The 20,153-nt window shown below is 60.4% G+C and carries 21 protein-coding genes and 1 riboswitch; of the genes, 15 read left to right on the top strand and 6 right to left on the bottom strand.

What is annotated here, in order from left to right:
• The first annotated feature begins 130 nt into the window (after positions 1-130).
• The 6 genes from HEP89_RS02970 (at position 131) to HEP89_RS02945 (ending at position 4,034) form a co-directional block, all read left to right on the top strand.
• Complete coding sequence (locus HEP89_RS02970; protein ID WP_031269734.1) at positions 131-1,066, top strand: heme o synthase; 936 nt, start codon at positions 131-133, stop codon at positions 1,064-1,066.
• Between the two features lie 4 nt (positions 1,067-1,070).
• A complete protein-coding gene (locus HEP89_RS02965) occupies positions 1,071-1,232 on the top strand; it encodes a hypothetical protein (protein WP_023002021.1) in 162 nt (53 codons plus the stop codon).
• Positions 1,233-1,242: 10 nt separating this feature from the next.
• Positions 1,243-1,851: a cytochrome c oxidase assembly protein gene (locus HEP89_RS02960; RefSeq protein ID WP_023002020.1), complete on the top strand. Its 609-nt coding sequence runs from the start codon at positions 1,243-1,245 to the stop codon at positions 1,849-1,851.
• Positions 1,852-1,896: 45 nt separating this feature from the next.
• Positions 1,897-2,769, top strand: coding sequence for a cytochrome c oxidase subunit 3 (locus tag HEP89_RS02955; protein WP_062490256.1), 873 nt, complete (start codon positions 1,897-1,899; stop codon positions 2,767-2,769).
• 80 nt (positions 2,770-2,849) lie between these two features.
• Entirely contained in the window at positions 2,850-3,245 is a 396-nt protein-coding gene (locus tag HEP89_RS02950; RefSeq protein WP_031269732.1) for a DUF983 domain-containing protein, read from the top strand.
• Between the two features lie 27 nt (positions 3,246-3,272).
• Positions 3,273-4,034 carry an SURF1 family protein gene (locus HEP89_RS02945; RefSeq protein ID WP_077290727.1) on the top strand — a complete coding sequence of 254 codons (762 nt, stop codon included), beginning with the start codon at positions 3,273-3,275 and terminating at the stop codon, positions 4,032-4,034.
• 261 nt (positions 4,035-4,295) lie between these two features.
• Here HEP89_RS02945 and HEP89_RS02940 read toward each other — a convergent pair whose 3' ends face one another.
• Positions 4,296-4,784 (bottom strand): peroxiredoxin, encoded by a 489-nt coding sequence (locus HEP89_RS02940; protein WP_055657820.1) that lies wholly within the window; start codon positions 4,782-4,784, stop codon positions 4,296-4,298.
• Positions 4,785-4,915: 131 nt separating this feature from the next.
• Positions 4,916-5,737: a protein-disulfide reductase DsbD domain-containing protein gene (locus HEP89_RS02935; RefSeq protein WP_062490253.1), complete on the bottom strand. Its 822-nt coding sequence runs from the start codon at positions 5,735-5,737 to the stop codon at positions 4,916-4,918.
• A gap of 184 nt (positions 5,738-5,921) precedes the next feature.
• On the opposite strand from HEP89_RS02935, the gene HEP89_RS02930 reads away from it, so the two are divergent.
• The 5 genes from HEP89_RS02930 to HEP89_RS02910 all read left to right on the top strand — a co-directional run bounded on the left by HEP89_RS02930 (position 5,922) and on the right by HEP89_RS02910 (position 13,057).
• Entirely contained in the window at positions 5,922-6,518 is a 597-nt protein-coding gene (locus tag HEP89_RS02930) for a YqgE/AlgH family protein (RefSeq protein ID WP_023002014.1), read from the top strand.
• 229 nt (positions 6,519-6,747) lie between these two features.
• Positions 6,748-8,154, top strand: coding sequence for a threonine synthase (thrC, locus tag HEP89_RS02925; protein WP_077290726.1), 1,407 nt, complete (start codon positions 6,748-6,750; stop codon positions 8,152-8,154).
• A 4-nt stretch (positions 8,155-8,158) separates the two neighbouring features.
• The gene (locus tag HEP89_RS02920; RefSeq protein WP_031269731.1) at positions 8,159-9,448 is read left to right on the top strand and encodes a pitrilysin family protein; all 1,290 of its coding nucleotides are present in this window, start codon (positions 8,159-8,161) and stop codon (positions 9,446-9,448) included.
• Positions 9,449-9,477: 29 nt separating this feature from the next.
• Positions 9,478-10,116 (top strand): GNAT family protein, encoded by a 639-nt coding sequence (locus tag HEP89_RS02915; RefSeq protein ID WP_023002011.1) that lies wholly within the window; start codon positions 9,478-9,480, stop codon positions 10,114-10,116.
• A gap of 31 nt (positions 10,117-10,147) precedes the next feature.
• Positions 10,148-13,057 (top strand): EAL domain-containing protein, encoded by a 2,910-nt coding sequence (locus HEP89_RS02910; RefSeq protein ID WP_023002010.1) that lies wholly within the window; start codon positions 10,148-10,150, stop codon positions 13,055-13,057.
• Between the two features lie 239 nt (positions 13,058-13,296).
• Here the strand turns inward: HEP89_RS02910 and HEP89_RS02905 are convergent, their stop codons facing one another.
• From HEP89_RS02905 to ispH, 4 genes are read right to left on the bottom strand one after another with little or no spacing between them, the layout of a single operon-like run.
• Positions 13,297-14,220 (bottom strand): diacylglycerol kinase family protein, encoded by a 924-nt coding sequence (locus HEP89_RS02905; RefSeq protein ID WP_208984429.1) that lies wholly within the window; start codon positions 14,218-14,220, stop codon positions 13,297-13,299.
• Between the two features lie 17 nt (positions 14,221-14,237).
• Positions 14,238-14,708 carry a ribonuclease HI gene (gene rnhA, locus HEP89_RS02900; RefSeq protein ID WP_023002008.1) on the bottom strand — a complete coding sequence of 157 codons (471 nt, stop codon included), beginning with the start codon at positions 14,706-14,708 and terminating at the stop codon, positions 14,238-14,240.
• Positions 14,705-15,670, bottom strand: coding sequence for a homoserine kinase (gene thrB / locus HEP89_RS02895; RefSeq protein ID WP_168691300.1), 966 nt, complete (start codon positions 15,668-15,670; stop codon positions 14,705-14,707). Before thrB ends, rnhA begins: the two co-directional genes overlap by 4 nt.
• A gap of 4 nt (positions 15,671-15,674) precedes the next feature.
• The gene (gene ispH / locus HEP89_RS02890) at positions 15,675-16,676 is read right to left on the bottom strand and encodes a 4-hydroxy-3-methylbut-2-enyl diphosphate reductase (RefSeq protein WP_168691299.1); all 1,002 of its coding nucleotides are present in this window, start codon (positions 16,674-16,676) and stop codon (positions 15,675-15,677) included.
• Between the two features lie 189 nt (positions 16,677-16,865).
• Here ispH and HEP89_RS02885 point away from each other — a divergent pair, with 189 nt between their 5' ends.
• The 4 genes from HEP89_RS02885 to HEP89_RS02870 all read left to right on the top strand — a co-directional run bounded on the left by HEP89_RS02885 (position 16,866) and on the right by HEP89_RS02870 (position 19,988).
• Entirely contained in the window at positions 16,866-17,450 is a 585-nt protein-coding gene (locus HEP89_RS02885) for a hypothetical protein (protein WP_031269728.1), read from the top strand.
• A gap of 224 nt (positions 17,451-17,674) precedes the next feature.
• Positions 17,675-17,767: riboswitch (glycine riboswitch) on the top strand.
• Positions 17,768-17,949: 182 nt separating this feature from the next.
• A complete protein-coding gene (gene gcvT, locus HEP89_RS02880) occupies positions 17,950-19,101 on the top strand; it encodes a glycine cleavage system aminomethyltransferase GcvT (RefSeq protein WP_023002004.1) in 1,152 nt (383 codons plus the stop codon).
• Positions 19,102-19,127: 26 nt separating this feature from the next.
• A complete protein-coding gene (gene gcvH, locus HEP89_RS02875) occupies positions 19,128-19,499 on the top strand; it encodes a glycine cleavage system protein GcvH (protein WP_023002003.1) in 372 nt (123 codons plus the stop codon).
• Between the two features lie 3 nt (positions 19,500-19,502).
• On the top strand, positions 19,503-19,988 hold the full coding sequence (locus HEP89_RS02870) for an OsmC family protein (RefSeq protein WP_023002002.1): 486 nt from the start codon (positions 19,503-19,505) through the stop codon (positions 19,986-19,988).
• Positions 19,989-20,153: the final 165 nt, after the last annotated feature.

Genomic DNA, 20,153 nt, shown 5'->3' with positions numbered 1-20,153 from the left:
TCCCGGTCAAGATCAGCACCGCGCCGGTTGCCGGCGCGGTGCTCCCTTTAAAGAAATCTGCCGGGCCATGTGCACCCGGATGCGCGATCCCTGGATCGCGGAAGAAAACAAGAATTCAAAGGACGCGCCTATGTCGCTCGTTGAGCGCCAGGATATGATGAGCCAGGAAACCGCTGTCTGGGACGGCGGCATGGGATCGGTGAGCGACTATGTGGCGCTCCTGAAGCCGCGTGTGATGTCTCTGGTCATCTTCACCGCTTTTGTCGGCCTGATGCTGGCACCAGGCTCCGTGCATCCAGTGCTGGGCGTTGTCGCGATCCTGTGCATTGCCATCGGAGCGGGCGCTTCCGGCGCGCTCAACATGTGGTACGACGCCGACATCGACGAAGTCATGACGCGCACCCGCAAGCGGCCGATCCCGGCCGGCAAGGTCACGCGTGAGGAAGCGCTTGCCTTCGGTGTGACGCTGTCCATCGGTTCGGTTGTGCTGCTCGGCCTTCTGGTCAACTGGTTTGCCGGTGCATTCCTGGCCTTCACCATCTTCTTTTACGTGATCGTCTATACGATGTGGCTGAAGCGTTCGACGCCGCAGAACATTGTTATCGGCGGCGCAGCCGGGGCGTTTCCTCCGATGATCGGCTGGGCTGCCGTTACCGGAAGCGTAAGCCTGGAAAGCTTCGTGCTCTTCCTGATCATCTTCATGTGGACACCGCCGCACTTCTGGGCGCTGGCACTGGTCAAGAACGGCGACTATCAGGCCGCCAAGATCCCGATGCTGCCAGTTGTTGCCGGCGAGACCGTGACACGGCATCATATTCTGGCTTATGCCATCCTGCTCGCACCCATCGGTGTCGCGCCTTACCTGCTTGGCTTTGCAAGCCCCGTCTACGGCATTGCATCCGCTCTTCTGAGTGCCATCTTCGTCGGCCTTTCCTTTGACGTCTGGCGCAAGCGCGAGGGCGATCCGGCGAAGGCCGCGTGCTGGCGTCTGTTCAAGTTTTCAATCTTTTACCTGTTCATGCTGTTTGCCCTGCTTCTGGGCGAGAGCCTGATTGCAGGAGTGTGACGTGATGGCCAAGGAAGAGCAGGGCATTGCGCTCACCGAAGAGCAGAAGAAGAAGCGCCGGTCGCGGTCGATTGCAATCGCCTGCGTGCTCGGCGGCCTCGTCGTGCTGTTCTATGTCGTGACCATCGTCAAACTGGGCCCCGGTATCCTGGACCGGGCGCTTTGAGGGAGATCGTGTGAGCAACGGACAAGACACTTCAAACCTGTCACGCAGCAACCGCAAGGTCGCGGTGGTTTGCGCTGGCGTGTTCATGTTCATGGTCGGGGCGGCCTATGCCGCCGTGCCGCTCTACAATCTTTTCTGCCGTGTCACCGGGTTTGGTGGCACCACGCAGGTTGCCACGGCTGAAAGCGACGTGATCATCGACCGCAAGATCACCGTGCGCTTCGACGGCAACGTCAATCACGAGCTGCCCTGGAAATTCAAACCGGTGCAGCGTTCGGTCACGCTCCAGATGGGCGAAACCGCTCAACTGGAATATGTGGCAACCAACACGGGTTCCGGCAGGACCGTCGGCACGTCGACTTTCAACGTGTCGCCGCCGACGGCCGGAGCCTATTTCAACAAGCTGCAATGCTTCTGCTTTACCGAGCAGGCGCTGGAAAGCGGCGAGACTGTTCAGATGCCGGTCGTTTTCTTCGTCGACCCGGAAATGGACAAGGATCCTGAGCTGAAACACGTGAAGGAAATCACTTTGTCCTACACCTTCTTCCCGGTAGAAGAACCGGAACGTCCTGTTGCAGCAAAGGCCGAGAAGGCCGCAGCTGAAACAAAATTCGAGTGATTGGCGCATCCGCGCTTGAAATGACTGTCTTTGGGGAGCTTGCCGATGGCTGAGGCACATACCAAAAACCACGATTACCACTTGGTCGATCCGAGTCCGTGGCCGTTCATCGCATCCGTCGGTGCATTCGTCATGGCACTGGGTGCCATCGGCTTCATGAAATATGCACAGGGCACGGAGTTCGTGCTGCTTGGCCTGGATCTCACCGGCTGGGGCCTGTTCGCTATCGGGCTGCTGATCGTCCTTTATGTGATGTTCGGCTGGTGGCGCGACACCGTTCGCGAATCCGCTCAGGGTCACCACACCCGGGTGGTCTCGCTGCATCTTCGCTACGGCATGCTGCTGTTCATCGCTTCTGAAGTGATGTTCTTCGTTGCATGGTTCTGGGCCTACTTCGATGCATCGCTCTTCACCAGCGAAGCCATCCAGTATGCCCGTGTCGAGGCAACTGGCGGTCACTGGCCGCCTGCCGGCATCGAAACATTCGATCCCTGGCACCTGCCGCTGCTCAACACCCTGATCCTGCTGTGCTCCGGCACCACGGTCACCTGGGCACACCATGCGCTGCTGCATAATGACCGCGATGGCCTGAAGTGGGGCCTGACCCTTACGGTTCTGCTGGGTGTTCTCTTCACCGTCTGCCAGGTCTACGAATACATGCACGCTGCGTTCGATTTCGGCGGCAACATCTACGGCGCGACCTTCTTCATGGCGACCGGTTTCCACGGTTTCCACGTTATCGTCGGCACCATCTTCCTGGCCGTCTGCCTGTTCCGGGCACTGGCTGGTCAGTTCACCGTCGAGAAGCACTTCGGTTTCGAAGCTGCCGCATGGTACTGGCACTTCGTTGACGTCGTCTGGCTGTTCCTGTTCGTCTCTATCTACATTTGGGGCGCAGGCACACCGGCCGCTCACTAGGATCGCGCCAAACCGGCACGAGCAACGCCCGATCCGGCCACCGGATCGGGCGTTTTCATTTCAGCTGAGGCTTGAGGCACATCATGGAAGACAAGGCGCATTTTCCACCGGTCAATCCGGTTTCCGCAGGCCTGTCGGGCAAGTGTCCGCGCTGCGGCCAGGGGAAGCTCTTCGACGGTTTCCTGAGCGTCAAGAAATCCTGCATGGCCTGCGGGCTCGACTACTCTTTCGCCGACAGTGGTGACGGCCCGGCGGTTTTCGTCATCATGATCGTCGGGTTTATCGTGGTCGGTCTGGTGCTCTTCGTCGAACTCTCCTACCAGCCGCCGATCTGGGTACACCTGGTCCTCTGGCTACCGCTGACGATCCTGCTGGCCGGCGGAGTGCTTCGACCGCTGAAAGGCCTCATGATTGCGCTTCAGTTCCGGCACAAGGCTGCCGAAGGTCAACTGGACACCGGCAAGGACGACAATTGACCGGGCAGGTCCCGGGAAGACAATCTCATGCGTAAACTCGTTATCCCGACACTCGCTGCCATCGTGGCTCTGGTGGTTCTGCTCAATCTCGGTTTCTGGCAGCTCGACCGCCTGGCCTGGAAAGAAAACCTCATCGAACAGGTGGAAGCCGGTGTTTCGACCCCGCCGGAAACAGCACCCGAACCTGGGGCCTGGGGCGACCTTGCCCCCTCTGACGACTATAGCCATGTCAGGCTCACCGGACGTTTCCTGGAAGGGGCGGTTTTCTATTACACCGCGCTGACTGATCCGGTCGGGCCAGTAAGCGGGCCCGGGGTGATGGTTTATGCACCTTTCGAAACGGATCAGCAGTGGATCGTTCTGGTCAACCGCGGCTTCCTGCCACAAGGGCTCGACAAGGATTCGCGCGAAAAGGCAATCACGCCGCCTGATGGTGCCTGGGAGCTGACCGGACTTTTGCGGCTGAGTGAAAAACCGAACTGGACAACGCCGGAACCCGGTCGGGATGATCGTATCTGGTTCGCACGTGATACGGATGCCATGGCAGCAGAACTGGGCCTCGATCCCGCCAGGCTGGCTCCCTTCAGCATAGATCTCGACGCTTCCTTCACGCCGCCGTCCGGTCTGCCGCAGGCGGGGGAGACCATCGTTCATTTCAAGAACGACCACCTCGGCTATGCGCTGACCTGGTTCGGTCTGGCGGCAACGCTGATCGGTGTCTACCTCACTTACGCTGCAAGTATCCTTTGGCCGCGCAAACGGCAGGCGGGCGAAACGTCGACCAAGTAGGTGGTGCTGGTGGCCTCGTGACACGAAGGAACGTGGCCCCGGAGGGGCAGGAGAACCTAGGCTCTCGGTCGTCGTCGCGGCCAAGCGAAGCGCGAGCCGGGATCGGGGATCCACTGCTTCACTTTTGTCGGCAGGCAGGTTGAAAAGCCCTCGGCTCTCCGGTCACCGATCTCCGCGTCCGGGATGATCTGCTGAGAGGGGGCGATCAAAAAAGGGCCCCGCAGGGCCCTTCATCATTTCTCCTGCAAGCTTGCAAACAGCTTAGCCGAGTGCTTCCAGGATTGCGGCGGCACCGGACTTTACGGCTTCGCCCGGAGCGTCTTCAATAGCCAGGAAGGTGATCACGCCATCCTTGGCAATCAGCGCGAAACGCTGTGAGCGCAGGTGACCGAAGATCGGTGCCGGCCCGAGGCCGAGGCCTGCGGCTTCGACAAAGCCGGCAGCCGTGTCTGACAGGAACGTGATGCTGTCGCCGGCGCTGGAGGCTTTCTTCCAGGCGTCCATGACGAAGACATCGTTCACGGACAGGACAGCAATGGTGTCGACACCCTTGTTCTTCAGCGTTTCCGCATGCTCGATGAAGCCCGGCAGGTGGTTCATGTGGCAGGTCGGGGTGAAGGCACCCGGCACGCCGAACAGCACAACGGTCTTGCCGGATGTCAGCTCGCCGGTCGATATTTCGCCGGGGCCGTCCGCGGTCATGGTGTTGAATGTTGCCTCAGGAAGACGATCCCCAACAGAAAGTGTCATAGTGAATATCCCTTGATTGACCGGCTGCGGCGAAACGGCAGCCCCGCGACACAGATAGGGCTTTGTTGGCCGTCCGTCGAGGGAAGTTGAGGCAAAAGCGGTTCGATAGACAGACCGGCAGGAGGCAGTTTCTATTTCACCCAGGCCGGATCAATGGGAAACAGCTGCTCGACCGCCCGACCGCCCGCAGTCAGCACAAGGCGCAGATCGTCGTCGGTCTCAGTTGTTTTCATGCCTTTGAGTGGCAAGCGCCAGAGTGTCTTTTCACCACCTTGGCCGGCAGGTTTAGGCAGGCCGATATAGGAGCCTTCGGGAGCTGCTGCAAAAAGATCCGGCGTGGTGTCGTCAGGCGCCTGGACCTCGATCTCCACTGCATCGCCCGATGCCGACAGGGCTATCGCACTTATCTTCAGATCCGCGGACGGCTGCTTGGCAGGCACGGCCTCGAGGTCTCGTAGGATCAGTGTCTGGGCAAGGCTGTCGGTCTGGTCATCCGGGGTCAGATCAAGCGTCAGGGAGGCCTCTCCGGGAACGCAGATCTCGTTGCAGATACCAAAGAAAACGTCCAGGGAAAGCGTCACGGTTTGACCGGGATTTTCAGGTTCGACCCGCAGAGGCAGAACAATGCCATTGTGATAGACGATCGATTCAGAAAAGCCGTCGTCATAGCGCTCCGGCGCAGGATAGAGCACCTCGGTGGTCTTGATGTTTGCGCTTCCGGTCGTATCGATCTGGGGCGGAATTCCGGCTTCGCCAGGATAGCGCCAATAGGTGTGCCAGCCCGGTTCCAGAAGGAACTCCAAACCGGCTTCATAATGGCCGTCCTTCATGGGGCCCGAGGCGATCAGCCTGACGGCGCCTCCCTGAACTTCCGTCCAGCCGGTCATGGCGGCATGGGCGGGTGGAGCAAAAACAAAAATAGTGAGCGCAAGGGCAAGGACAGAGCGTTTCATGCCTTCTTTGCTACACGAGTTTCAGGCAAGCGTCATCGGCCAGACTGGGCAATCCAGGTCATATCCTTGTGACGCTGAAGTGAGCCGGTTGCCATTCGGCGAGCACAAACAGACATTAACAAAGCCCGGCAAAGGGGCTATGCTTTCCCTTGGGCAGAGAGCGTCAACAGAAAACGAGGTACGCATGGCCGGATCCGCAGCAACAGATTCCCTTGAAGGTCAGTTTCTGATTGCGATGCCGGGCATGTCAGACAGCCGGTTCGAACATTCTGTGATTTATCTGTGCTCTCATTCGGACCAGGGCGCAATGGGTCTCGTGGTGAACCAGGTGGCCCGCCATCTGTCACTGGAAGAGCTTCTGATTCAACTCGATATCGTCAACGACGATGGTGCCATTCGCCTGCCGTCGAAAGTCCGCGACATGAGCGTTCACAAGGGTGGCCCGGTAGAGGTCGAACGCGGCTTCGTGTTGCATAGCGACGATTTCATGCTGAACCAGTCGACCCTTGCCATTGATAACGGCATCTGCCTGACGGCAACATTGGAGATCCTGCGGGCGCTTGCGCAAGGGACCGGCCCCACCCAGGCCATGCTGGCCCTCGGTTATGCGGGCTGGGCTCCGGGGCAGCTTGAAAACGAAATCCAGGCCAATGGGTGGCTGACGGCTCCGGCCGATCCGGACATCCTGTTCGATCAGGCCTCCGACAAGAAATGGCATCGCGCGCTCGCCAGCATGGGTATCGACCCCGCCATGCTCTATGCCGATGCAGGGCACGCCTGACGGCGCTGACGTCACGGCCGGTTTCGCAAAACTTGTCTCTCCACGGTCATCATTTTAGCCAAAAGCGACTTGCGCTTGAATGTTATGGCGCGTAAGTCGCATCAATGGCATGGTTTGTTTCAAATCTGCCGGAATTCAAGTAGGCTGATCCTTCTCGCATCAGAGGTCTGGCAAACAGGCAGGGGACGCGGGCGTCCCGCGACAAACAAAGCAAGAGGAACGTTGCGCGGTGAAATACATCAGTACGCGTGGTGAAGCACCAGTTCTGGAATTTTCCGATGTCCTGCTACAGGGGCTCGCACGCGACGGCGGACTTTATTTACCCGAAACCTGGCCGCAATTTGATGCCGACACCATCGCGTCTTTCGCCGGTAAACCCTATCAGGATGTTGCCTTCGAGGTTATTTCACCCTTCGTGGCTGGCGCCATTCCCGAAGACGATCTGAAGTCCATGATTGCAGAAGCCTATGACGGCTTCCGCCACCCGGCCGTGACGCCGCTTGTCCAGACCGGACCGAACACTTTCATCCTTGAACTCTTCCACGGCCCGACGCTGGCGTTCAAGGACGTCGCGATGCAGTTGCTTGGCCGGATGATGGACTATGTCCTGACCGAGCGCGGCTTGCGCGCGACCATTGTCGGCGCAACTTCCGGAGACACCGGCGGCGCCGCCATCGAGGCCTTCCGCGGGCGCGAGCGTACCGATATCTTCATCCTGTTTCCCGACGGACGCGTTTCCAGCGTGCAGCGCCGCCAGATGACGACCCCGGCGGAAAAGAACGTTCATGCCCTGGCACTAAACGGCGACTTTGATGATTGCCAGGCCATCGTCAAAGGCATGTTCAACCATTTCTCCTTCCGCGACAGGGTTGCCCTTTCCGGCGTCAATTCGATCAACTGGGCGCGGATCCTGGCGCAGATCGTCTATTATTTCGTCGCAGGCGCTGCCCTTGGCGCGCCGCATCGCAAGATCTCCTTCACGGTGCCGACCGGCAACTTCGGTGATATTTTTGCCGGCTATGCCGCCATGCAGATGGGGCTTCCCGTCGAGAAGCTGGTGGTGGCGACCAATGTCAACGACATCCTGGCGCGGACACTCAAGACCGGGCGTTATGAAAAGCGCGGCGTGACGCCGACCATTTCTCCGTCCATGGACATCCAGGTGTCCTCCAATTTCGAGCGGCTTCTGGCGGAGGTCTGCGGACGCGATGGCGCGGCAGTCCGGCGCATGATGAACCAGTTGAGCCAGTCCGGCAGTTTCGAGATCGAGGAAGGCCCACTCCGCGCCATGCGCGCGGTTTTCGGCGCAGGCCGCTGCAACGAGGACGAAACGGCATCGACCATTGCCGAACTGTGGAACGAGGCAGGCTATTTGCTGGACCCGCACACGGCAATCGGTGTCCATGTGGCGAAAGACCACGATAACGGCGAGACACCGATGGTGGTGTTGGGCACGGCGCATCCGGCCAAATTCCCGGATGCGGTGGAAAGGGCTTCAGGAAACCGGCCGGAGCTGCCGGAAAACCTGAAGGATATGATGACTGCGGAGGAGCGCCAGCAGGTTCTGGCGGCGGATCAGGGCGTGGTGGAGCGATACATCGAAGATCACGCCCGGGCCGTTACTGCTGGGGTGTGAGCATATGAAAGTACAAACAACAATCCTCGATAACGGGATGACGGTCGTCACCGACCAGATGCCTCATCTGAAAACGGCGGCTCTTGGCGTGTGGGTGCGAACCGGATCCCGCGCGGAGAATGTGCATCAGAACGGGATAACCCATCTTCTGGAGCATATGGCCTTCAAGGGCACCAAGACCCGCACGGCGCGTGGCATCGCAGAAGAGATCGAGGCCGTCGGTGGTGAGCTGAACGCTTCCACAAGCATCGAACACACCAATTACTACGCGCGTATCCTGGCTGAGGACACGCCGCTTGCGGTCGATATTCTCGCTGACATCCTGCAGAATTCCACATTCGATGCCCAGGAGCTGACGCGCGAACAACATGTGATCCTTCAGGAAATAGGCGCGGCAAACGACTCCCCCGACGATCAGGCTTTCGATCTGTTCCAGGAAACCGCCTGGCCGGACCAGGCCATCGGACGGCCGATCCTCGGAACGCCGGAAACGGTGCAGGGGTTCAACCGCGACGCACTCAACGCCTATCTCGCCGATCGCTACCGGGCACCCGACATGGTGCTGGCCGCTGCCGGCGCGGTTGATCATGAAGAGCTTGTCGCTCTTGCCCGCGAGAAGTTCGGCGGTTTCAACTCCGAGCCTGCAGCTCCCGAATCCGAAGCACGCTACCGCGGCGGCGAAACCCTTCGGCCGAAAGAACTGATGGAAGCACAGGTTCTGATCGGTTTCGAAGGTCGGCCCTACAAGTCCAAGGACTATTACGCCATCCAGATCCTGGCATCGGTCCTGGGCGGTGGCATGTCCTCGCGCCTGTTCCAGGAAATCCGGGAGAAGCACGGCCTTTGCTACGCCATCTACAGCTTCCACTGGGCGTTTTCCGATACCGGACTGTTCGGCCTGCATGCGGCCACCAGCCAGGAAGACCTGGCTGCGCTGATGCCGATGATCGTGGACGAACTGATCGCCGCCACCCAGACGATCACCGACGAGGAAGTCGCCCGCTCCAGGGCGCAGATCCGCGCGGGACTGATGATGGCGCTGGAAAGCCCGGCAGCACGCGCCGGACAGATTGCCCGTCAGATCCTCGTGCACAACCGCGTGCTCGATCCGGACGAGATCTCCTCGAAGATCGAAGCGGTGACAGCTGCTGATATCCGCAGGGTCGCGCACGAGACTTTCGTGGGCACGGTGCCGACCCTGACTGCGATCGGGCCGGTTGACGGTATCATGACTGCGGACGAACTCGCAGGACGGCTTCAGCAAAGCCCGGTCCTGCGGGCCGCATCCATGTAAGTCGGACAGAACAAGGCGGAGAGTGGGGCATGGCGCTGTTACGGCCGGGAGCAACACCTGACGCCGAACTCCTGATCGAGGCCGGTGGTTATTATCTTCGCCCGCCGATCATGTACGACTTCAAGCCCTGGGCGGAACTTCGCGGCGAAAGCCGGGCCTTCCTGAAGCCCTGGGAACCGCTCTGGCCGTCCGATGATCTCACCCGAACCGGCTTTCGCCGCCGCTTGCGCCGCTATTCGAAGGACCGCAAGGAAGGGCGCAGCCTGTCGTTCCTGCTGTTTCGCGCGCGCAGCAACGAGATCCTCGGCGGACTGACACTCAGTAATATCCGCAGGGGTGTCAGCCAGACTGCGACACTTGGCTACTGGATGGGCGAGCGGCACGCCGGAAAAGGACATATGTCCTCGGCTGTCGCCATGATCTTGCCGTTTTGTTTCGACGTGTTGAACCTTCATCGTATTGAAGCGGCATGTCTGCCAACGAACATGCCGTCCATCCGTCTGCTCGAAAATGCCGGGTTCCACCGGGAAGGCTACGCACGCAACTATCTGTTAATTAACGGGACCTGGCAGGATCATCTTCTGTTTGCCTGTTTGGCGGAAGACCATGCGTCGCGACCTGAAAAGGTGGCACCGAGCGTCGAGGGAATCTTGAAAGAATTCTTGTGACATGCGCCACAACCCGGTACTTCTTCGCCCCATGTCGATTGTGATACCGGATCCGAAAACAAGCGTGATCAGAAACCTTGTCATTGCTCTGACGTTGTTTGCAACGTTGCTTGCCACCCTGCCTGCGCGGGCGCTGGAGCCGATCCCTGTTCCGATCGACGTCGAAGCACTGGACATCACCAATTCCGTCGACCTGCATCGCGAAGCCGGGACCCGGCTGCAGGTGTCGACCGCACCGGGTGCGGACGGCATCGTGCGCCGTATCGAGGTTCCCTCCCGCGATGGTACCAACACCAACTGGGCGGTGTTTGCGCTGGCCAACACCAGCGATGAACAGATCGACCGGCTGATCGTTGCGCCAAATTACAAGCTGGTCGGCTCCGACCTGTTCTGGCCGGATCTCGGTTCCTCGCGCATTCTGGCGATCACACCGAGCCAGGGCATCGCTCCCGAACGTCAGAAAAGCCTTGAGGCAGACGTCTTCCTGGTCACGCTCGACCCGGGGTCGATCGTCACCTTCGTCGCTGAAATGACGACGCCGAACCTGCCGGAAATCCGGATCTGGGAACCGGACGTCTACGAGGAAACCGTCAACGCCTACACGCTCTACCGTGGCATCATTCTGGGCATCTCCGGCCTGCTGGCCCTGTTCCTCACCATCTTGTTCGTGGTCAAGGGCACGGTCATGTTTCCGGCCACCGCGGCACTTGCCTGGTCGGTGCTGGCCTATCTGTGCATCGATTTCGGCTTCTGGGGCATGGTGTTCAATCTGGAGGGTGGCGGCAGCCAGCTTGCGCGCGCCTGCGCCGAGGTCATGCTCGCGGCCAGCTTGATCATCTTCCTGTACGCCTACCTGAACCTCAATCGCTGGAACATTCATTATTCCCATCTGGCGCTGACGACGCTGATCCTGATCCTGGGTCTGCTTGGCGTTGCCGTTTGGGATCCTTCGATTGCAGCCGGCATCGCCCGTCTTGCGCTGGCCATCATCGGCTTGCTCGGGTTCGTCACCATCGCGGTGCTGGCCTTCCAGCACTATGACCGCGCCATCCTGCTGATCCCGACCTGGTGCCTGCTGATGGCCTGGCTGGTTGGGGCGGCGATGACCGTAACCGGATATCTGTCCAACGACATCGTCCAGCCCGCGCTCGGCGGTGGTCTTGTTCTCATCGTGCTGCTGATAGGCTTCACGGTGATGCAGCACGCCTTTGCGGGCGGTGCGATTGCACAGGGGCTTATCTCCGATGTCGAACGCAAGGCACTGGCCCTGACCGGTGCCGGCGACATCATCTGGGACTGGGACATCGACCGCGACCGCATCTACACGGGCAACGAGGTTGAAGACCTGCTCAACCTGAAGCGTGGCACCCTGGAAGGGCCTGCGCGTGACTGGCTGGACATCCTGCATCCCCAGGACCGTGACCGGTTCCGGGCGACGCTCGACGCGGTCATCGATCAGCGTCGCGGCAAGGTAACCCAAACCTTCCGTCTGCGCTCAGAAGACGGTCACTTCCGCTGGTTCCGCCTGCGGGCCCGGCCAATCATCGGATCGGACGGCGAGGTGATCCGATGCGTGGGCACGCTCCTGGACGTGACCGAGGAGCGCACGGCGGAAGAACGCCTTCTGCACGATGCCGTCCACGACAATCTGACCGGCCTGCCGAACCGCGAACTCTTCGTCGACCGCTTGCGCACCAGCGTCATCCGGTCGCGTGCGGAAGAAACCTCCAAGCCGACCTTGCTCGTGCTCAATCTTGATCGCTTCAAGCAGGTCAACGACAGCATTGGTCTGTCTGCTGGCGACAGCATTCTCTTGACGGTGGCGCGTCGTCTCGGCCGACTGATCGGCCAGCAGGATACGCTGGGACGTCTTTCCGGCGACCAGTACGGCCTTGTTCTCCTGTCCGAGCAGGAGCCGGACCGGATTGTTGCGCTGGCGGATTCGCTGCGCAAGGCGGTCCGCGCACCGATCACCTTCGGCGACCGGGAGATCTTTCTGACCTGCTCCGTCGGCATTGCCTTCTTCGAAGGTGGCAAACAGGCGGTCGAGGACATGGTCACCAATGCGGAGATCGCCCTCAATCACGCCAAGCGCCTGGGTGGCGATCGCCAGGAAGTGTTCCGTCCGATCTTGCGTCCGCTTGACAAGAACATCGTCGACCTGGAAGCCGACCTGCGCGAAGCGATCAAGAAAGAAACGCTGGGTGTCTACTTCCAGCCGATCATCCGGTTGGAAGACCAGGCGGTTGCCGGCTTCGAAGTGCTGGCACGCTGGAACCACGCCAAGCGCGGCAAGATTTCACCTTCGGAATTCATTCCCGTCGCAGAGCAGTCCGGTCTCATCAACGAACTGGGCATCTATATGCTCGACAAGGGCGCACAGCAGCTGGCGTTCTGGCAACGCGAGTTCCCGATGCAGCAGCCTCTGTTCGCTTCGGTGAATCTCTCGTCGCGTCAGCTGTTGAAACAGGACCTGATCAACGATGTGAAGGCCGTTCTGTCGAGAACATCGCTGGCACCAGGAACCCTGAAGCTGGAACTGACGGAATCACTCGTCATGTCCAACCCGGAATATTCCGCCAAGGTGCTCGAGCGCCTTCGCGGGCTGGGGGCAGGCCTGTCCCTCGACGACTTCGGCACCGGTCATTCCTCGTTGTCCTATCTTCAGCGGTTTCCGTTCGACACGATCAAGATCGACCAGTCCTTCGTCAAACCCAACGGGTCTTCCGCCCGGCCGGTCCTGCTCAGGACAATCGTCGCCATGGGGCATGACCTTGGCATGTCGGTCGTTGCCGAAGGAGCGGAGAGCGAGAACGATGCGCTGGAGCTCTACCAGCTCGGCTGCGAATACGCTCAAGGCTTCTACTTCGGCGAGGCCGTCACGGCAGCGGAAGCCACCAAGATCCTGCGCAAGATGCCGGCGGAAGCCGAAACGGCCTGATATTGGCCGGCACCTATCGTGCCGGCTGATCTTGCGTCAGGGGCTCTGACAGCAGTTTCCCACACTCTCCGTCATGCCATGGCTCGACCATGGCATCCATGCCGTGCGCCATCCAGCCGCAAGGGCTTCGGGGTCGTCGAGGTCACGAATTGGATTGCAGGGGCAAGCCCTGCAATGACAGAGGGAGTTGATGTAGTTGGGGTTGGAAGGCGAGGAGGCGATGCCGCGCCGTTTCCGCGTCAAGGTGCCAGGATGGGCACGGTTTTGTCCGTTTGCCGGATTTCCAGCGGCGTTGCACCGAAGGGATCGCCGTCCACCTGTGCAGCCACGGCACCTGTTGCCAGAATGGAAGCCGTTTTGAACGGGCGCACCAACGCGCCCTTGGCCTTGTGGATGCGGCCCATCAAGAGCGCGACGCCATAGCAGAAGGACGACCAGGGGTCGTCCCTTTCCAGAACCAGCATATGCAGGCCGGGATCGGTCGCCCCGCCGGGACAGATGACAAAGGGGCCGCCATAGTGGCGGGCGTTGCTGGCTACGGCGAGTTTTCCGGTCAGCTCTTCGCCATCCAGGATCACCTTCAGCGAGGCGCTCTTGCGTTTGAAACCGGTCCGCAGCGCTGTGATGACATAGGCGAGCTTGCCAAGGCGCCGTTTCAGGGAAAGCGGCACGGCGTGAACGACTTCGGCATCGAACCCGGCAGAGGCCATCAGTACAAAAGGCCTGCCGTTGGCAAGGCCATAGTGCAACTGCCTGGTCTTGCCGCGTCGGATCAGCTCGGCAATTGCCTTTGCATTGCGCGGGAGGCCAAGTTCAAGGGCAAGCACATTGGCGGTGCCGAAGGGAATGATGCCCAGTTGCGGCGGGGCAGGGTGGTTCTGAAATCCGGTCAGGGCCTCGTTGACGGAGCCGTCTCCGCCGGCGACCACCAGCGTCTGCACAGGCAGTGAGGGATCCGCGCAGATGTCGCCGATCTCGCCTGCGCGTCTCGTCAACCGGATCTCGGTCTTGCATCCGAGATCTTCCAGGCGATTGCGCACGTCATCCAGAAATTCGGCGCTATAGCCACCCGAGGTCGGGTTGGCCACGATCAGAACCTTTCCGGCCATATCCGGAACCATTGTGCGCACTGCTGCTGCGCCGGACCACCAGAAAAGTCTCACTCAAAATCCTCTGCTCATCAGACAGGATTCGTTTTTTCGCCGCTCTTATACGGGGCCATTCCGCCGCGCGCCAGTTCATCTGCGCGTTCATTGTCCGGATGGCCGGCATGTCCCTTGACCCAGTGCCAGGTAACGTCATGACGTTCCCTTGCGGCGTCAAGAGCTTGCCAAAGATCGGCATTCTTTACCGGCTTGTTGGCGGCCGTGCGCCAATTCTTGCGCTTCCAGCCGTACATCCATTCCTTGATGCCGCTGCGCACGTATGTGCTGTCGGTATAAAGGTCGACCGCACAAGGGCGCTTGAGGGCATTCAGCGCCTCAATGGCGGCCATCAGCTCCATACGGTTGTTGGTGGTTTCCGACTCGCCCCCGGAAAGCTCTTTCTCATGCTCCCCGAACCGCAGGATGACACCCCAGCCGCCCGGGCCAGGATTGCCGGAACAAGCGCCGTCCGTATAGATCGTGACCCGGTTGTTGCTCTCCGTCATCGCTCCAACCCGTAGGCCTGCGTGGAGGAAATGCTCTGGTGGAAGCGGAGCTTCTTCAGATATTCCAACGGATCCTTCGGCGTAACCAGCGCACCTTCCGGCACGCTTAGCCAGTCATAGAGCCGTGTCAGCAGGAAACGCAGGGCCGCACCCCGGCAAAGGGTCGGCAAGGCATCGTATTCAGCCTCGCTCAACGGTCGCACGGCGGCATAGCCCTTGAGCAGGGCCTTTGCCTTGGTCACGTTGAAAGACATGTCCTGCTCGAAGCACCATGCGTTGAGACAGATGGCAATGTCATAGGCAAAGGCATCGTTGCAGGCGAAATAGAAATCGATAAGCCCGGAAAGCTCGCTGCCCAGAAAGAACACGTTGTCGGGAAACAGATCCGCATGGATCACCCCGCCCGGAAGATCCCTGGGCCAGACCTTTTCCACGTGATCCAGCTCGTTGGCGATCTCTGCACCGAGACCGGGATGAACCGTATCGCTGCGCTCCCCGCATTGATCGAACAGGGGTCGCCAGCCGCTGACGTCGAGCGCGTTCTTGCGGAACCCGTCGTAATCGGCGCCGTCCAGGTGCAACTCTGCCATGGCCCGGCCCAGCTCGGCGCAATGATCCACTTTGGGCCGCTTGACCCACATGCCGTCCAGAAAGGTGACCAGCGCGGCCGGTCGGCCGGCGAGTGTGCCCAGAAGTTCGCCGTCCCTCGAAGGGACCGGCGTCGGACAGGACAGGCCCTTTGCGGCCAGATGCTGCAGTAGGTTCAGAAAATAAGGCAGATCGTCCGGGTTCACGCGCTTTTCGTACAGCGTCAGGATGTAGGACGCCTTGTCCGTGTGGACCAGGAAGTTGCTGTTCTCCACGCCTTCGGCAATGCCCTTGAATGACAACAGACGTCCGACATCGTAGCTGCCGATGAAGTCGTTCAGTTCCTCATCGGTTACTTCGGTATAAACAGCCATGGGGTTATCCGGCAGCGGCCTGGGAGGAGGCGATCATCTCGCGCAGCTCCCGCGGCAGGTTGAAGGAAATCGTTTCTTCGGCAGTACGCACCGTCTCGACGTTGACGTCGAACCGATCGGCAAATGCCGCGATGATTTCCTCTACCAGGGTCTCGGGGGCCGATGCACCTGCTGTCAGACCCAACGACGTGATACCTTCGAAATCGTGCCAGTCGATGTCGCTTGCGCGCTGGATCAGCACTGCAGTCCTGCACCCGGCTCGTTCCGCAACTTCACGCAGGCGTTGCGAGTTGGAGGAGTTCGGCGCGCCGACAACGATCATTGCGTCGACCTTTGGCGCCACATGCTTGACCGCTTCCTGACGGTTGGTGGTTGCGTAGCAGATGTCCTCCTTGTGCGGAGCGACAATCTGCGGGAACCGGTCCTGCAGCACAGCCACGATCCCGGCCGTGTCGTCCACGGACAAGGTGGTCTGGGTAATATAGGCGAGGGGGCGGTCGGTCTTCGGCGTGAAGGCACGCGCGTCGTCTTCAGTCTCGATCAGGCTGACGGTGCCCTCGGGCAATTGGCCCATGGTACCGATCACTTCAGGATGCCCCGCATGACCGATCAGCAGAATCTCGCGGTCCCGGCGGAAATGGATTTCCGCTTCCTTGTGGACCTTCGAGACCAGAGGACAGGTGGCGTCGAGATAGAACATCTTGCGGCTCTGGGCGTCTTCCGGCACGGATTTCGGTACGCCGTGCGCAGAGAAGATCACCGGTCTGTCGGTGTGCCCGGCCGGTATTTCTTCCAGCTCTTCCACGAACACAGCGCCCTTGGCCTTCAGCCCGTCCACCACGAACTTGTTGTGCACGATCTCGTGACGGACGTAGACCGGACTGCCGTATTTTTCCAGGGCGAGTTCCACGATCTGGATCGCGCGATCGACACCGGCGCAGAACCCTCGGGGTGCGCAAAGGTGAATGGCAAGCGGTGTTTTTTCCTGATTGCTCTCGGTCATCATGCTCTTTCGAGGAACGTTTCTGCGCGCAATAAGGGCTCGCAGCCACGCCGTGTCAAGGGATGTGCGGCAAGCTGAACCAATTCAGCCACAATGAGCTGCTTGAAGGTTTGCGTTTGACAAGCCTCGCCAAGCAATTCTTCACCTGCTATGAAGCTCCGCCGACAATTGTTGCATTTTTATGGAATGAAGATGATCAGTGCGATTCCCGCCGTCTCCGGCAAGACCCTGAAGACAATTATGGCCGTGGGCCTTTCCGCCGCGGCTCTTGCGGGGTGTATGAGTGCCGCTGACGGTGTTGCGGGCAAGGTTATTTCCGGTGGCCAGCAGCCGATCGAGATTTCTCCCGAAACCTTCGCCCCGCCGGTTCCCTGTCCTGCGCTGCAGCTTCAGTCCAACACATTCCTGATCCGCAAGTATGTGCGCGGCAAGGACGATGACCCGCAGGGTCTGCTTTACCAGGCCACCGTCAAGGATTGGGCCAACACCTGCACGCAGCAGCCGGACGGCAGCCGCCGCATGAAGCTGGGCCTGTCCGGCGATGTCACCTCCGGTCCTGCCTGGAAGGGCGGCGAAGTGGTTCTGCCGATGCGCGTCGCCATTGTGCCCGGCGGCAGCGGTGCCAAGCCGCTCAGCTCCGAGATCGTGAAAATTCCGGTCACGCTCGGAGCGAACTCGCCAAGCGAAACCTGGACGCTGATCGAAGAGAAATTCACGATCCCGGCAGGTGCGGACGCCAAGGTTGTCTTCGGCTTTGACGAAGGCCGTCGCCGCTAAGGCCCGGCCACGCACGCAGCACATCAGTGTTGACTGAATTTGAGGCCTGGCCGGGAAGATGGAAGCCGGCCGGCCGTTGATCGTGCACACTCTGCAAGACGATGCCTAAAATTGTGCACCGGCAAAATTGCGGGGGCTGCATGTCGCATATTGACAAGACTATGTCTGCCTCGCACAATCCGGCCCCAATCGGGGTCGTCCCCCGGTTGGCGTGGAAACACGTCAATGTTTATGCGGGAGAGGCCGGGTGAAAGGATCCTGGCGCCGAAGGAGCAACCGCCCCGGAAACTCTCAGGCAGAAGGACCGCATGAACTGCAACGCTCTGGAAAGCAGTGCTCCGCAAGTGGGTTTGCGGACTGCTCACCGAAGGAGTAACCGAAAGGCGTCATCGGCGCCGGTCGGGAAATCTCTCAGGTACTCGGACAGAGGGGGTGCAGACGGATCAGGACCCATGCGGGCCGGTTCGGGACTGCGCAACCCCGAATACGAGGACCGTTCATGGCGGAAACCGTTGCAGACGAAGATCTGAAACAAACGCCTCTTCACGACCTTCATGTGGAACTGGGTGCACGCATGGTGCCGTTTGCCGGCTATTCCATGCCCGTGCAGTACAAGGCCGGCATCATGGCCGAGCACCAGCAGACCCGCACGAAGGCCGGCCTATTCGACGTCTCCCACATGGGCCAGGCCCTGTTGATCGGTCCCGATCACGAAACGACGGCCCGGGCTCTGGAAGCGCTGACCCCATCCAATTTCGTCGAACTTGGCCACGGCCGTCAGCGCTACACGGTGCTGCTCAACGACGAAGGCGGCATCATCGACGATCTGATGGTCACCCGGCCGCTGTCAGAAGCAGAAGACGGCAAGCTGATGCTGGTGGTCAATGCCTCCCGCAAGGATGTCGACTACGCCCATTTCCGCGACAGACTGCCTGAAAACGTGACCCTTGAAGTGATCGACGATCGTGCGCTGATCGCGGTTCAGGGGCCGGAAGCCGTGGCTGCGGTCGCAGCACATGCGCCAAAGGCAGCCGAACTTGGCTTCATGGCCGCCGCACCGATGGAGTTTGACGGGATCGACTGCCACGTTGCCCGTGCCGGCTATACCGGCGAGGACGGCGTGGAGATGTCCGTGCCTGCCGGTGCTGCTGAAGCGATTGCCCGTGCACTGCTCGCCGACGACAGGGTCGAACCGATTGGGCTCGGGGCCCGCGACAGCCTGCGTCTTGAGGCAGGGCTGTGCCTCTACGGACACGACATTGACGAGATGACGTCTCCCGTCGAAGGCGCCATCACCTTCTGCATGCAGAAGCGCCGCCGAGAAGAAGGCGGCTTTCCGGGCGCCGAACGCATTCAGGGTGAACTCGAAAAGGGACCGGGCCGTGTCCGCGTCGGCCTGCGCCTCGATGGCAAGGCACCTGCGCGGGAAGGAGCCGAGATCGCACTGCCCGACGGGCCGGTGATCGGCACCGTGACATCCGGCGGTTTCGCACCGACCGTGGGTGCCCCGATCGCAATGGGCTATGTCCCGGTGGAGCACTCCGAAACTGGCACGCCACTTGAATTGATCGTCAGAGGCAAGCGCTTGCCCGCTACCGTCGCGGACATGCCGTTTGTTCCGAACCGGTATTACCGCAAACCCAAAGCATAAATCTTTCCAGATAACGGACGCACAATATGACCACCTATTACTCCAAGGACCACGAGTGGATCGCCGTAGATGGCGACAAAGCCACTATCGGCATCACGACTTACGCGCAGGAGCAGCTCGGCGACGTCGTTTACGTCGAACTGCCGGAAGCCGGCAAGGCGCTGTCACAGGGCGATGAAGCCGCTGTCGTTGAATCCGTCAAGGCCGCCAGTGAAGTCTACGCTCCGATCGACGGTGAAGTCGTTGAAGCCAACGATGCGCTGGTGGACGAGCCGGCCAAGGTGAACGAAGATCCCGAAGGCGCTGCATGGTTCATCAAGATGACCGTCGGCAATGCGGATCAGCTGTCCGACCTGATGGACGCGGCAGCCTACAAGGCGTACGTGGAGACGTTGTAATTCATGGCAGGGCACTACTACACGGCACAGGTGGAATGGGCATGCGACGGCGACTATGCCGCAAACGCCTATTCCAGAGGGCACATCTGGCGTTTTGACGGTGGTCTCGAGATCCCGGCAAGCGCTTCGCCCACGGTGGTACCCCTGCCATATTCCATTGAGGCCGCCGTCGATCCGGAAGAGGCTTTCGTCGCCGCTATCTCGTCCTGCCACATGATGTCCTTCCTGGATCTTGCCCGGCGGGCGAATTTCGTTGTCGCCAGTTACAGCGACCGTGCCCAGGGTGAAATGAGCCGGGTGGCGCGGGGCAAGATGGCAATCACGAAAGTGGTGCTGCGGCCGGTTATCACGCTGGTTGCGGCCGAGGACCCGGATCCGACCTGGCTGACCGATCTGCATGAAAAGGCGCATGACGTCTGTTTCATCGCAAACTCCGTGAAGTGCGAGATCGTTGTGGAGCCCGAACCGCTCCGCCTCGTCGCACCGTGACTTTCCGGAGCCGGCCGCACGAAGTCGCAGCCGGTTCCCTGTTCTGGATGGTGACCAGTTCTCTTCTCTGTGCGTCTGCACGGCGCCACCGCGCCGAGCAGGAAACGGGGAGCCCGTATCCGGAAGCTTGTCAGTTCTCCGGTTCCGGGCTGATGAAGCGAGAGC

Origin of the sequence: Labrenzia sp. 5N, from assembly GCF_012395805.1 — a bacterium.
GTDB lineage: Bacteria > Pseudomonadota > Alphaproteobacteria > Rhizobiales > Stappiaceae > Roseibium > Roseibium algicola.
The sequence above is the reverse complement of the archived record's forward strand: the minus strand, read 5'-3'. Positions and strand labels throughout refer to the sequence as shown.

Excerpts from the sequence above, each read along its gene's own strand:
- HEP89_RS02885 (WP_031269728.1), top strand. The coding sequence starts at position 16,866 with ATGATCAGTGCGATTCCCGCCGTCTCCGGCAAGACCCTGAAGACAATT.
- HEP89_RS02870 (WP_023002002.1), top strand. The coding sequence starts at position 19,503 with ATGGCAGGGCACTACTACACGGCACAGGTGGAATGGGCATGCGACGGC.
- rnhA (WP_023002008.1), bottom strand. The coding sequence starts at position 14,708 with ATGACGGAGAGCAACAACCGGGTCACGATCTATACGGACGGCGCTTGT.
- HEP89_RS02915 (WP_023002011.1), top strand. The coding sequence starts at position 9,478 with ATGGCGCTGTTACGGCCGGGAGCAACACCTGACGCCGAACTCCTGATC.
- gcvT (WP_023002004.1), top strand. The coding sequence starts at position 17,950 with ATGGCGGAAACCGTTGCAGACGAAGATCTGAAACAAACGCCTCTTCAC.
- HEP89_RS02920 (WP_031269731.1), top strand. The coding sequence starts at position 8,159 with ATGAAAGTACAAACAACAATCCTCGATAACGGGATGACGGTCGTCACC.
- HEP89_RS02940 (WP_055657820.1), bottom strand. The coding sequence starts at position 4,784 with ATGACACTTTCTGTTGGGGATCGTCTTCCTGAGGCAACATTCAACACC.
- HEP89_RS02935 (WP_062490253.1), bottom strand. The coding sequence starts at position 5,737 with ATGAAACGCTCTGTCCTTGCCCTTGCGCTCACTATTTTTGTTTTTGCT.
- HEP89_RS02970 (WP_031269734.1), top strand. The coding sequence starts at position 131 with ATGTCGCTCGTTGAGCGCCAGGATATGATGAGCCAGGAAACCGCTGTC.
- HEP89_RS02910 (WP_023002010.1), top strand. The coding sequence starts at position 10,148 with ATGTCGATTGTGATACCGGATCCGAAAACAAGCGTGATCAGAAACCTT.
- ispH (WP_168691299.1), bottom strand. The coding sequence starts at position 16,676 with ATGATGACCGAGAGCAATCAGGAAAAAACACCGCTTGCCATTCACCTT.
- HEP89_RS02965 (WP_023002021.1), top strand. The coding sequence starts at position 1,071 with ATGGCCAAGGAAGAGCAGGGCATTGCGCTCACCGAAGAGCAGAAGAAG.
- thrB (WP_168691300.1), bottom strand. The coding sequence starts at position 15,670 with ATGGCTGTTTATACCGAAGTAACCGATGAGGAACTGAACGACTTCATC.
- HEP89_RS02955 (WP_062490256.1), top strand. The coding sequence starts at position 1,897 with ATGGCTGAGGCACATACCAAAAACCACGATTACCACTTGGTCGATCCG.
- gcvH (WP_023002003.1), top strand. The coding sequence starts at position 19,128 with ATGACCACCTATTACTCCAAGGACCACGAGTGGATCGCCGTAGATGGC.
- HEP89_RS02945 (WP_077290727.1), top strand. The coding sequence starts at position 3,273 with ATGCGTAAACTCGTTATCCCGACACTCGCTGCCATCGTGGCTCTGGTG.
- HEP89_RS02930 (WP_023002014.1), top strand. The coding sequence starts at position 5,922 with ATGGCCGGATCCGCAGCAACAGATTCCCTTGAAGGTCAGTTTCTGATT.